Raw genomic sequence first — 12,568 nt, forward strand, 5'->3', positions numbered from 1 at the left:
AGGCTGCGGGGGACTTGCATATTCTTGCGGTTTTTTTGCCTGCGACGCGCTGAGAACGCTAGATTCTGCGGACGACAGTCCCTAGACTGAGACTATCGATAATCGTGATAGATATGTTAATGGCCTACGCAACGTTTGAAAGATTACAGAGTCAGAACGCCCAGCTGCGGGAAACCGTGGCGCTCAACTCTGGGATACAGCTGGCGGCCTGGTATAACAAATGCGACAACCTAACGGTTAAGAGCGATCATCACACCCTGAGTCTGTACGTCGCCGACGGCTACGAAAGCTATCAGAAAACCCCTCATGGCTGGAAAAACGGCGGTGGGCCGGACCGTTTTTGCCTGATGCCGAAGGACAGCGAATCGACGTGGGATATTCGCGGCGATCTGTCGTTCGTGCACCTGTACTGCACCGATGAACACCTGCGGAAGGTAGGTGAGCAGGTGTGGGACCGCAGCCCGGCTACGCTAACCCTCGACGAACAGATTTTTGGCGATGACCCGAAAATTACGCTGCTCTACCGTCAGTTTCTACTCGGCTATGACTGGCAGCAACCGGCAAACCAGTTGACCCTGAGTAGCGCCAGCACCATGCTGCTAACGCACCTGATCCAGCATCACGCCAACGTGCAGTGGCGACTGCCGACGGTGACCGGCGGCCTGGCCCCGGCGGTGTTGCGTAATACGCTCGACTATATCGATGCGAATCTCTCCGCGCCGCTGACGCTTGCCGACCTTGCCTCCCAGGCGGCCTTAAGCGAATACCATTTTGCGCGTATGTTCCGTCAGAGCGTGGGGTTGGCACCGCATCAGTACGTGATGCAGCGCCGGATGGACCGCGCGCAGCAGATGGTGCGCTACACCACGCAATCCCTGACCGACATTGCCCTGTGCTGCGGGTTTAGCTCCGCCAGCCACTTCAGCAACCGCTTTAAAGCAGCGAACGGCGTGACACCGTCACAACTACGCGCGAACCTTGCGGGATAGTAGCGCAAAGCTGACGCCGCCAATCACTAATCCCCAGAATGCCGACCCTACGCCTGCCAGGTTTACCCCGCTGGCGGTGACCAGGAAGGTGACCATTGCCGCATCGCGTTCTCTATCGTTATTCAGCGCCTGGAACAGGCTTCCTCCCAGCGTACCGAGCAGCGCCAGTCCAGCCAGCATTTGAATCCATGCCGTCGGCAATGCTGACATCAGCGCGGTGATGGAACCACCAAAAATCCCGGCAATCAGATAAAAAACCCCCGCTGCCGCCGCAGCCTGCCAGCGCTTCAACGGGTCGGGATGCGCGTCTGGACTCTGGCAGATAGCGGCGGTAATGGCGGCGATACACACGGAGTAGACCCCGAACGGTGCCAGCAACAGGCCAAACGCACCGCTAACGACAATCAGCGGTGAAACCGGCACGCGATAACCGGAGGCTTGAAGCGTGGCGAGTCCAGGCGCGTTTTGTGAGGCCATCGTGACCAGAAAAAACGGAATACCGATGCTCAGTAGTTGAGTGAGAGAGAAATGCGGCGCGATATACTGCGGTGCGACCACTGCTAAACTGAGTGAATCGGTGACAACGTCACCTTTAACCGCTGCGACTACAATACCAACCGCCAGTGCCGCCACCACCGCGTAGCGTGGGGCGAGCGCTTTAAACAGCAGCCAGCCAACCAGCATACTGCCGCACAGCACCAGTTGCCCCTGTAGCGTGGCAAAGGCCTGCAGGCCGAAGCGCAGCAGGATGCCCGCCAGCATCGCGGCGGCCAGCGAATGCGGAATTAGCTTCATCAGTCGGGCAAACCAGCCGGTGAGACCGCAAATCACAATCAGCGCATTAGCAAAGATAAAAATGCCCACTGCATCGTTCAGCGTTGCGCCTTGCAGGCTGCCAACCAGCAACGCCGCGCCAGGGGTAGACCAGGCGGTTAAGATAGGCACTTTGCGCCATAGCGTCAGCACCAGCGTACTGACGCCCATCGCCAGACCGAGCGCGGTCATCCAGCCGGAGATTTGTACCGCTGTTGCACTCGCGGCGGCAGCGGCCTGCCAGATGATTGCCGCAGAGCTGGCGTAGCCGACCAGCACGGCAACAAAACCGGCCAGTACGGTAGGGAAAGGAACCAAAGGGGATCGCATAAAAGCCTCTTGTGCGTTATAACGTCCACTCAATGTAGCATTGTGCGCTATAACGTACAATGGAGCCGTCGGATTTGCTAAAACGGCACGGGCAGCGTGGGGTATACTTTGGCGATGGAAGAGAATGGAGGTGGAATGAATATTGCGCAACACCTGGCGGCAACGCTGAAATCCTTACGTCAGCAGCGCGGCTGGAGCCTGTCGAAGCTGGCAGAAGAGACCGCCGTGTCGAAGGCGATGCTAGGGCAAATCGAACGCAACGAGTCCAGCCCGACGGTGGCGACGCTGTGGAAAATTGCTACCGGCCTGAACGTGCCGTTTTCGGTCTTTATTACGCCGGAGATACCGGGCGCAGAGCAGTCGTTTGACCCGCAACAGCAGGCGATGGTGGTGACGCCAGTGTTCCCCTGGGATCCGGTACTGTGCTTTGACCATTTCTCTATTACCCTTGCGCCCGGCGCATTAAGCGAATCAACGCCGCATGAAAAAGGGGTGATTGAGCACGTAGTGGTGATTAGCGGGCAGCTTGATATGTGCGTTGAGGGGGAGTGGCGGACGCTCTATCCCGGGCAGGGATTGCGCTTTGCGGGCGACCTGGCGCATGCCTATCGCAACAGCGGCGAGCAGGTAACCCATTTCCACTCTATCATTCATTATCCCAAAGAAAACGCCGCAGGCAGGCCTGCGGCAAATCATGACAATGAACCATAACGTGGCCGTTACGAGGAAAGTCCGGAATACGAAACCGACTCTAACGGACGGATGTCGAAAGCGGAAATGCCCATTTCGGTAATAGGTTACTGAAATTATGCTAATCGCGGCGCACAAGCGGTGGAAACTGTTTTCGTCCGTCGCGGCTTCTGGCTACAATAGCCGCCATTTTGTGACCCGACTGGATAACCCTGACTGTATGCGCCAGCAGAACACTCTCCTTGAACTCCTTAGCCCGGCTCGCGATACCGCTATTGCTCGCGAAGCGATTCTTCATGGTGCCGATGCGGTGTATATCGGCGGCCCTGGTTTTGGGGCGCGCCATAACGCCAGCAACAGCCTGCAGGACATCGCCGCGCTGGTGCCGTTTGCTCATCGTTACGGCGCGAAAATCTTTATTACCCTCAACACCATTCTGCATGATGACGAGCTGGAGCCAGCGCAGAAGCTGATTACCAGCCTGTACGACGCAGGTGTGGATGCGCTGATCGTGCAGGATATGGGCATTATGCAGCTCGACCTGCCGCCAATTGAGCTGCATGCCAGCACCCAGTGTGATATTCGCACCGTTGAGAAAGCTAAGTTCCTGTCGGACGTCGGGTTCAGCCAGATCGTGCTGGCGCGCGAACTGAATCTGCAGCAGATTAAGGCCATTCATGACGTGACCGATGCGACCATCGAGTTCTTTATCCACGGGGCGCTGTGCGTGGCCTACTCCGGGCAGTGCAATATTTCGCATGCCCAGACCGGGCGTAGCGCCAACCGTGGCGACTGTTCGCAGGCCTGCCGTCTGCCGTACACCCTGAAAGACGATCAGGGTCGCGTGGTGGCGTTCGAAAAACACCTGCTGTCGATGAAAGATAACGATCAGACCGCCAACCTTGGCGCGCTGATTGACGCGGGCGTGCGCTCCTTCAAGATTGAAGGGCGCTATAAAGATATGAGCTACGTGAAGAACATCACCGCGCACTATCGCCAGATGCTCGATACGCTGATTGAAGAACGCGGTGATTTAGGCCGTGCCTCTGCCGGACGCACTGAACATTTCTTCGTGCCGTCAACGGACAAAACCTTCCATCGCGGCAGCACCGATTACTTTGTTAACCAGCGCCAGATGAACATCGGTGCGTTCGACTCGCCGAAATTCGTCGGCCTGCCGGTCGGTGAAGTGCTGAAGGTCAATAAAGATACCCTCGATGTAGAAGTCAGCGAGCCACTGGCCAACGGCGATGGCCTGAACGTATTGATTAAACGTGAAGTGGTCGGCTTCCGCGCCAACACGGTAGAGAAAATCGGTGAAAACCGCTATCGCGTATGGCCGAATGAGATGCCGGCTGACCTGCATAAAGCCCGTCCGCATCAGGTATTGAACCGCAATCTCGATCATAACTGGCAGCAGGTGCTGCTGAAAACCTCCAGCGAGCGCCGCATTGCGGTGGATATCGAGCTGTCAGGCTGGCAGGAACAACTGGTGCTGAGCGTGACCAGCGAAGATGGCGTTAGCGTGACGCATACCCTAGACGGCGAATTTGCGGCGGCGAACAATGCGGATAAAGCGCTGAGCCAGCTGCAGGACGGGATCGCCAAACTGGGGCAGACGATCTACTATCCGCGCGGGGTTGACGTCATGCTGCCGGAGGCACTTTTTGTGCCTAACAGTATGCTGAACCAGCTGCGCCGTGAAACCGTAGAAATGCTCGATGAAGCGCGTCTGGCGGCCTACGTGCGCGGAAGCCGTAAAGCGGTAACCACGCCGCCGCCGGTCTATCCGGAAAGCCATCTTAACTTCCTGGCCAACGTGTATAACCACAAGGCGCGTGAGTTTTATCATCGCTACGGCGTACAGCTGATTGATGCAGCCTATGAGGCGCATGAAGAGAAGGGCGACGTGCCGGTGATGATCACCAAACACTGCCTGCGCTTTGCCTTTAACCTGTGTCCAAAACAGGCGAAGGGGTCGATTAAAAGCTGGAAAGCCACGCCGATGCAGTTGATTAACGGTGACGAAGTGCTGACGCTGAAATTTGACTGCCGCCCGTGTGAAATGCATGTGATTGGCAAAATCAAAAACCACATCCTGAAGATGCCGCTGCCGGGCAGCGTGGTGGCATCGGTCAGCCCGGACGATTTGCTGAAAACCTTACCGCGCCGGAAATAGCGCCGCTTTGTAGCCCGGCCGAGCAACGCGACGCCGGGAAAGGCAACAATGCCAAACAAAAAGGCCGGAATCTCCGGCCTTTTTTACTTAGTTATGCTGCCCGTCTTTCGGTGGCAGCTTGTTGTCGCCGTCGTGTTTTGGCGGCTGGCCTTTGCCATCATGCTGCGGGCCTTTATTGTCGTGCGGCGGCTGGCCTTTGCCATCGTGCTGTGGACCTTTGTTGTCGCGTGGTGGCTGGCCTTTACCGTCATGCTGTGGGCCCTGGTTGTCGCGTGGCGGCTGGCCTTTGCCATCCTGCTGCGGGCCTTTGTTATCGTGCGGCGGCTGGCCATTATGCTGCTGTTCTACAGGCGGCTTTTTCGGCGGCTCCTGATGGTCGGCGGCGAAAGCGGTTGAACACAGACCCATTGCCAGGATTGCAGACAGTGCAATAATTTTCTTCATCATGTACTCCATACATTGCTTTTGTGTATGGGACGTAGTTGACCAATAAAACATGGAGGAAATGTGAAGGCCCGTCCAATTAAGAATAGTCCGGGCACGTAAAGCTTAAAACATTCATCCCGTTGTTATATCAGGATTTAAACCCAGCCGCGGTCATCAGTACACGAAATAGGCTCCCCACCACGGCCAGCGCCAATACGCTGCCGCCCCATAATGCGACCAGCCAGAAAAGGCGTGAAACCCAGCGATTTTTCATCAATGGTAGCCCTCATCCTGCGGCACTTTGCCGCGAAAAACGTAATAGCTCCAGAAGGTGTACACCAGAATAATCGGGATAATAAACAGCGCGCCAATCAGCATAAACTCCTGGCTTTGCACGGGCGCTGCGGCCTGCCAGAGCGTAATGGACGGCGGAATAATGGCGGGCCAGATGCTGATCCCCAGTCCGCTAAAGCCGAGGAACACCAGCACCAGCGTCAGAATAAACGGCTGCGCATGGCTGGTATCTCGTGCCAGGTGCCGCCACAGCAGGGCGCTGGCGGCGATCACCAGCAGCGGCACCGGCAGCAGATAATAGAGATTCGGCAGGCTAAACCAGCGTCGGGCAATGGCCTCATGCTGCATCGGCGTCCAGAGGCTGATAATAGCGATAACCGCCAGTAGCGCCAGCAGCAGCCCGCGCGCGCTGCGCTTCATCGTATGCTGGAGCGAGGCTTCGCTTTTCATCACAAGCCAGGTCGCACCCAGCAGCGCGTAGGCGATAGTCAGCCCCACGCCGCAGAACAGCGTAAACGGCGTGAACCAGTCGAAGGCACCGCCGCTGTAGGCCCGTCCCGTTACCTCAAAGCCGTTAATTACCGCGCCAACGACGATTCCCTGGCAAAAGGTCGCCAGAATCGAACCGCCCATAAAGGCCTTGTCCCAGAATGGCCGGTGCGACGGCGTGGCATTGAAACGAAACTCGAAGGCCACGCCGCGAAAGATCAGGCCGACCAGCATCAGCGACAGCGGAATGGTCAAGGCGTCGATAATCACCGCGTAGGCCAGCGGGAACGCGCCAAATAGCCCCGCGCCGCCGAGCACCAGCCAGGTTTCATTGCCGTCCCAGACCGGCGCCACGCTGTTTACCATCACATCGCGCTCCTGCGCGCTGCGGGTGAAGGGGAAGAGAATGCCAATCCCCAAATCAAAACCATCCATGACGATATACATCAGGGTGGCAAACACAATAATCACAAACCAGATAATGGACAGATCGATGTTCATACTCGCTCCTCCTCGTGGGACATCGCCGCAGATAGTGGACGTGCTGGGGTTCCTTGCGGTTCAGGGCTAAACGGCTGCGGGCCTTTGCGGATCAGGCGCACCATATAGCTGTAGCCCACGCCGAAGACCGAGCTGTAGACAACGAAAAAGGTCAGCAGACTGACGCTCATATGCAGGTCACCGTGCGCTGAGACGGCGTCCGCCGTGCGCTGCAGCCCATAAACCACCCACGGCTGGCGGCCCACCTCCGTCGTCACCCATCCGGCAAGGATCGCCACCAGGCCAGAAGGGCCCATCAGCAGCGCGAACCACAGGAACGGGCGCGAGGTGTAAAGGGTTTGCCGCTTGCGCAGCCATAGCGCCATGACGCCCAGCAACAACATCAGCATGCCTAGCCCGGCCATGATGCGGAATGACCAGAAGACGATGGTGGAGTTGGGTCTGTCTTCTTTGGCGAACGCTTTTAGCGCTGGAACCTGTTTATCCAGACTGTGGGTGAGGATCAGGCTGCCCAACGCCGGGATCTCCAGCCCGAAGCGAGTGCGCTCCTGCTCCATATCCGGCCAGCCAAACAGCAGCAGCGGCGTGGGTTCGCCCGGCGGGTTTTCCCAGTGGCCTTCAATGGCGGCAATTTTCGCTGGCTGATGCTTGAGCGTATTGAGACCGTGCATATCACCGACCATCGCCTGAATTGGGGCGACGATAAGCGTCATCCACAGCGCCATGGAAAACATGGTGCGGATGGCTGGCGTCTGGTTGCCGCGCAGCAGATGCCAGGCCGCCGACGCGCCGACGAACAGCGCACTGCTCAAGAACGCGGCAATGGACATATGCAGCAGTCGGTAGGGGAACGATGGGTTAAACACCACCGCAAACCAGTCGACCGGCACGACCTGCCCGTTGACGATTTCATATCCCTGTGGCGTCTGCATCCAGCTGTTGGAGGCGAGGATCCAGAAGGTGGAGATGATGGTGCCCAACGCGACCATGCAGGTGGCGAAGAAGTGCAGCCCTGGGCCGACGCGGTTCCAGCCGAACAGCATGACGCCGAGAAAACCGGCTTCGAGGAAGAAGGCGGTCAGCACTTCATAGGTTAACAGCGGGCCGGTAATGCTGCCCGCAAACTGCGAAAAACCGCTCCAGTTGGTACCAAACTGATAGGCCATCACCAGCCCGGACACGACGCCCATACCGAAATTGACGGCGAAGATCTTTGACCAGAACTGATACAGCGAACGCCAGACCGGGTTACGGGTTTTCAACCACAGACCTTCGAGCACCGCCAGATAGCTGGCGAGGCCGATGGTGATGGCGGGAAAAATAATGTGGAACGAAACGGTAAAGGCAAATTGAATTCGCGCGAGGTGAAACGCATCAAGACCGAACATGCAAACTCCGTGGAGAAGAAGACTCGGCTTGATTTTAGAGGGGGGAACGGCATGGGGGCAGAGACAGTCGAGGGGTATTAAATAATAACAGTTTTAACATTCTGGTCATTTTTTGACGGCTGTTATCGCTGTCTCTATCGGTTGGTTACCCGCGGGTGAATCGTGAGGCAAACTTTTTGGTTCGTGGGTAAAGGCAGGCCAGTGCGCTGCCGAGCGCCACGATGAACAACAGTGGGTTAACCAGTTCTAACGTTTCACTGTGTAATTCCTGGGAGGCGATGACCGAGGAGAAACACAGCGCAGCGGAGTAGCCCAGCAATTCAATACTTGTCATTTTCATGTAATAAGTGATTCGCGTCGTTTTCAGCAAGCTGCAGATCATGACGAGCTGACATTTTTTTGCCATGGTTACGTGGCGCGCGCTGATGTATTTACCACCACATAGGCCAGTTTGATGTTGCAGATCAATCGTTCACGACGTTGAACCCTTGCGCGGGTGAGCGTCAAAATCAACACTCACCCATATCAGTTACATAAAAATGCATATTTTGTAACGCTGATATAATATAGACGCAATCTAAGATTCACCGGGATTCGCCATGAAAAAATACCAGCGCCTCGCCGAGCAGATGATGGAACAGATTGCCCTTGGGGTGTGGCTGCCGGGCGATAAGCTGCCGTCGCTGCGTGAGCAGGTGGTGAACAGCGGCATGAGCTTTATGACCGTCAGCCACGCATATCAGTTGCTGGAAAGCCAGGGGCGCATCGTGGCGCGCCCGCAGTCCGGCTATTATGTCGCCCCGCGTGCGGTGACCACCCGCGCGGTTACGGCGCCTGCGCAGGTCATGCCTGATAACGCCGTTGACATCAACACCTATATCTTTGAAGTGCTGCAGGCCAGCCGGAATGCCTCGGTGCTGCCGTTTGCCTCCGCTTTTCCCGACCCCAAACTGTTCCCGCTGCCGCAGCTTAACCGCTCGCTGGCACAGGTCAGCAAGACCGCAACGGCGATGAGCGTGATTGAAAACCTGCCGCCGGGTAATGACGAACTGCGTCATGCCATCGCAAGGCGCTATGCGCTCCAGGGCATGACCATCTCCCCGGATGAGATTGTGATCACCGCCGGTGCGCTGGAAGCGCTGAACCTCAGCCTGCAGGCGGTCACGGAACCGGGCGATTGGGTGATCGTTGAGAACCCTTGTTTTTACGGCGCACTGCAGGCACTGGAACGTCTACGGCTCAAAGCACTGTCGGTCGCCACCGATGTGCAAGAGGGTATCGACCTCGATGCGCTGGTGCAGGCGCTGCAAACCTACCCGGTGAAAGCCTGCTGGTTGATGACCAACAGCCAGAACCCGCTTGGCTTTACCCTGACGCCGGAAAAGAAAGCGCGCCTGGTGGAGATCCTCAGCGAATACAACGTCACGCTGATTGAAGATGATGTCTACAGCGAGCTCTATTTTGGCCGCGATAAACCGCTGCCAGCAAAGGCGTGGGATAAAAGTGATATGACGCTGCACTGCAGTTCATTTTCAAAATGTCTGGTGCCTGGCTTCCGTATTGGCTGGGTGGCAGCGGGCAAGCACGCCCGGCGTATTCAGCATTTACAGCTGATGAGCACACTGTCGACCAGTTCGCCGATGCAGCTGGCGTTGGTCGATTATCTGGCGACCAAACGCTACGATGCGCACCTGCGACGTCTACGCCGTCAGCTTGCGGAGCGCAAACAGCAGGCCTGGCAGGCGCTGATGCGCGCGCTGCCGCCTGAGGTGCACATCCACCATAATGACAGCGGCTACTTTCTGTGGCTGGAACTACCGACGGGTTTGGATGCCGGTGTGCTGAGCGCAAAAGCGCTGGAACACCATATCAGCATCGCCCCGGGCAAAATGTTCTCCACGACCGATAACTGGGCCTCGTTCTTCCGGTTTAATACCGCCTGGGGATGGAGCGAGCGCGAAGAGCGGGCGGTAGAAACCCTCGGCGCGCTGATTCGCAGAATGATGAAATAACCCCCCGGTTGCACCTGCCATTCCCTGATAGCGCTCCTGATAACACCCGGTCATAGGAAATATGCATAACGCCTTTGGCCGGTAACCCCTTGTCTATAATCCATATTATCTCAGCCCATTTCCCATTTTTGCGGAATGCGCCCTTGGTCACAACCTGTGCAAATATCTCGCCGCTGTACGGGTAGAGCGTCTGGCGCTGTCTATTTTTAGTAAGGGAGATATTTTTAACGGCACGGCTGCCGCTCAAATTCATTGTGACAGGAGTAATAACGTTATGAGCAAGAAATTTGCACGCAGCAGCCTGTGCGCGCTGGTGATGACCGTGGCGACCGCGAATGCCGCCGAACCGCCAACGTCGCTGGGGAAAGCGGAAGGTCGGTTGGATATTATCGCCTGGCCGGGGTATATCGAACGGGGCCAGACCGATAAGGGCTACGACTGGGTGACGCAGTTTGAAAAAGATACCGGCTGCCAGGTCAACGTGAAAACCGCCGCGACTTCCGATGAAATGGTCAGCCTGATGGCGAAGGGGGGTTACGACCTGGTGACCGCCTCGGGCGACGCCTCGCTGCGCTTGATCATGGGTAAACGCGTGCAGCCGATTAACACCGCACTGATTGAGAACTGGAAAACCCTCGACCCACGCCTGGAAAAAGGGGCCTGGTTTAACGTCGACGGTAAAGTTTACGGTACGCCGTATCAGTGGGGCCCGAACCTGCTGATGTACAACACCAAAACCTTCCCAACGCCGCCGGACTCCTGGAACGTGATCTTCGTTAAACAAAATCTGCCGGATGGCAAAACCAACCAGGGCCGCGTGCAGGCCTATGACGGCCCAATCTACATCGCCGATGCGGCGCTGTTTGTTAAAGCCACCCAGCCACAGCTGGGCATCAGCGACCCGTACCAGCTTACCGAAGCGCAATATCAGGCCGTGCTGAAGGTGCTGCGCGATCAGCATGAGCTGATCCACCGCTACTGGCACGACACCACCGTACAGATGAGCGATTTCAAAAACGAAGGCGTAGTGGCCTCCAGCGCCTGGCCGTATCAGGCCAACGGGCTGAAAGGTGAAGGGCAGCCGATTGCCACCGTCTTCCCGAAAGAGGGAGTCACCGGTTGGGCGGATACCACCATGCTGCACGCTGAAGCGAAGCACCCGGTCTGTGCCTACAAATGGATGAACTGGTCGTTAACGCCGAAGGTTCAGGGCGATGTGGCGGCGTGGTTTGGTTCGCTGCCGGTAGTGCCTGAAGGCTGTAAAGCCAGCACGCTGCTGGGTGACAAAGGTTGTGAGACTAACGGCTACAGCTTCTTCGATAAAATCGCTTTCTGGAAAACGCCTATCGCCGAAGGCGGTAAATACGTGCCTTACAGCCGCTGGACGCAGGACTATATCGCCATTATGGGCGGTCGCTAATCATCCGGGAGTCCAACATGACGTACGCAGTTGAGTTTCATGACGTCTCGCGGCTTTATGGTGACGTGCGGGCGGTGGATGGCGTCAGCATTGCCATCCACGACGGGGAGTTCTTTTCCATGCTGGGGCCATCTGGCTCCGGCAAAACCACCTGTCTGCGGCTGATCGCCGGGTTTGAGCAACTTTCCGGCGGCGCTATCTCTATCTTTGGTAAACATGCCAGCGAACTGCCGCCCTGGGAGCGGGACGTCAATACCGTCTTCCAGGATTACGCGCTGTTCCCGCATATGTCGGTGCTCGATAACGTGGTCTACGGCCTGATGGTGAAAGGTGTTGGCAAAAAAGAGCGTCAGGCAAAAGCGGCGCAGGCGTTAGAAAAAGTGGCCCTTGGCTTTGTGGGCGCCCGCAAGCCCTCGCAGCTTTCCGGCGGCCAGCGCCAGCGTGTGGCGATTGCCCGTGCGCTGGTGAACGAACCGCGGGTGCTGCTGCTGGATGAACCGCTGGGGGCGCTGGATCTGAAACTGCGCGAGCAGATGCAATTTGAGCTGAAAAAACTCCAGCAGGATCTCGGTATCACCTTTATTTTCGTCACCCACGATCAGGGTGAGGCGCTGTCGATGTCTGACCGGGTGGCGGTGTTCAACAACGGCCGCATTGAGCAGGTGGATACGCCGCGCGAACTGTATCTGCGCCCACGCACGCCGTTTGTGGCGAGCTTTGTCGGCACCTCTAACGTGTTCGCCCCCGCAATGGCGGAAACGCTCTGCGGAATGACGGGAAGCTGGGCGCTGCGCCCGGAACATATTCGCCTTAATGAAGGCGGTGAGGTTCAGGTACAGGGTCGTATACAGGCAGTGCAGTATCAGGGCGCGGCGACGCGCTATGAACTGCTGCTGGAAGGCGGCGAAAAACTGCTGGTCAGCCAGGCTAACTTCTCTGCTGGGCTAACCGCCGAAGGCCCGACCGTGGGTCACGTGGTGCTGGCGTCATGGGCGCGCGATGCCATGGTGGCGCTGGACGGAGGGAGGTGAATGGAG

General features: G+C 57.3%; 12 protein-coding genes. 6 read left to right on the forward strand and 6 right to left on the reverse strand.

The features are described from left to right. Positions 1-119 precede the first annotated feature (119 nt). A complete protein-coding gene (locus FHC49_RS14265) occupies positions 120-989 on the forward strand; it encodes a helix-turn-helix domain-containing protein (protein ID WP_220440128.1) in 870 nt (289 codons plus the stop codon). On the opposite strand, the gene FHC49_RS14270 is transcribed toward FHC49_RS14265, so the two are convergent. Further along, a complete protein-coding gene (locus tag FHC49_RS14270; RefSeq protein ID WP_220440129.1) occupies positions 966-2,132 on the reverse strand; it encodes a benzoate/H(+) symporter BenE family transporter in 1,167 nt (388 codons plus the stop codon). The two genes, FHC49_RS14265 and FHC49_RS14270, sit on opposite strands and share 24 nt — an antisense overlap. A gap of 135 nt (positions 2,133-2,267) precedes the next feature. Between FHC49_RS14270 and FHC49_RS14275 the strand changes: the two genes are divergently transcribed. Both FHC49_RS14275 and FHC49_RS14280 read left to right on the forward strand, forming a co-directional pair. Next, a complete protein-coding gene (locus tag FHC49_RS14275) occupies positions 2,268-2,843 on the forward strand; it encodes a helix-turn-helix domain-containing protein (RefSeq protein WP_185669087.1) in 576 nt (191 codons plus the stop codon). A gap of 199 nt (positions 2,844-3,042) precedes the next feature. Continuing rightward, complete coding sequence (locus tag FHC49_RS14280; protein WP_220440186.1) at positions 3,043-5,001, forward strand: U32 family peptidase; 1,959 nt, start codon at positions 3,043-3,045, stop codon at positions 4,999-5,001. A gap of 87 nt (positions 5,002-5,088) precedes the next feature. Here FHC49_RS14280 and FHC49_RS14285 read toward each other — a convergent pair whose 3' ends face one another. From FHC49_RS14285 to FHC49_RS14305, 5 genes are all read right to left on the reverse strand, one after another. After that, positions 5,089-5,448 (reverse strand): hypothetical protein, encoded by a 360-nt coding sequence (locus FHC49_RS14285; protein WP_255581373.1) that lies wholly within the window; start codon positions 5,446-5,448, stop codon positions 5,089-5,091. 127 nt (positions 5,449-5,575) lie between these two features. Beyond that, on the reverse strand, positions 5,576-5,701 hold the full coding sequence (locus tag FHC49_RS14290; protein WP_185669086.1) for a DUF2474 domain-containing protein: 126 nt from the start codon (positions 5,699-5,701) through the stop codon (positions 5,576-5,578). Beyond that, on the reverse strand, positions 5,701-6,711 hold the full coding sequence (gene cydB / locus FHC49_RS14295; protein WP_185669085.1) for a cytochrome d ubiquinol oxidase subunit II: 1,011 nt from the start codon (positions 6,709-6,711) through the stop codon (positions 5,701-5,703). The genes FHC49_RS14290 and cydB overlap by 1 nt, the downstream gene beginning before the upstream one ends. Continuing rightward, complete coding sequence (locus FHC49_RS14300) at positions 6,708-8,099, reverse strand: cytochrome ubiquinol oxidase subunit I (protein ID WP_185669084.1); 1,392 nt, start codon at positions 8,097-8,099, stop codon at positions 6,708-6,710. Before FHC49_RS14300 ends, cydB begins: the two co-directional genes overlap by 4 nt. 145 nt (positions 8,100-8,244) lie before the next feature. Continuing rightward, positions 8,245-8,439: a hypothetical protein gene (locus FHC49_RS14305; RefSeq protein ID WP_220440130.1), complete on the reverse strand. Its 195-nt coding sequence runs from the start codon at positions 8,437-8,439 to the stop codon at positions 8,245-8,247. Between the two features lie 259 nt (positions 8,440-8,698). Here FHC49_RS14305 and FHC49_RS14310 point away from each other — a divergent pair, with 259 nt between their 5' ends. The 3 genes from FHC49_RS14310 (at position 8,699) to FHC49_RS14320 (ending at position 12,562) form a co-directional block, all read left to right on the forward strand. Next, entirely contained in the window at positions 8,699-10,111 is a 1,413-nt protein-coding gene (locus FHC49_RS14310; protein ID WP_185669082.1) for a PLP-dependent aminotransferase family protein, read from the forward strand. Positions 10,112-10,385: 274 nt separating this feature from the next. Further along, a complete protein-coding gene (gene ydcS, locus FHC49_RS14315; protein WP_220440131.1) occupies positions 10,386-11,531 on the forward strand; it encodes a putative ABC transporter substrate-binding protein YdcS in 1,146 nt (381 codons plus the stop codon). Between the two features lie 17 nt (positions 11,532-11,548). Then, the gene (locus FHC49_RS14320) at positions 11,549-12,562 is read left to right on the forward strand and encodes an ABC transporter ATP-binding protein (RefSeq protein WP_220440132.1); all 1,014 of its coding nucleotides are present in this window, start codon (positions 11,549-11,551) and stop codon (positions 12,560-12,562) included. The last annotated feature ends 6 nt before the right edge of the window (positions 12,563-12,568 follow it).

This window comes from Kluyvera sp. EC_51, from assembly GCF_019584505.1.
Lineage (GTDB): Bacteria > Pseudomonadota > Gammaproteobacteria > Enterobacterales > Enterobacteriaceae > Kluyvera > Kluyvera sichuanensis.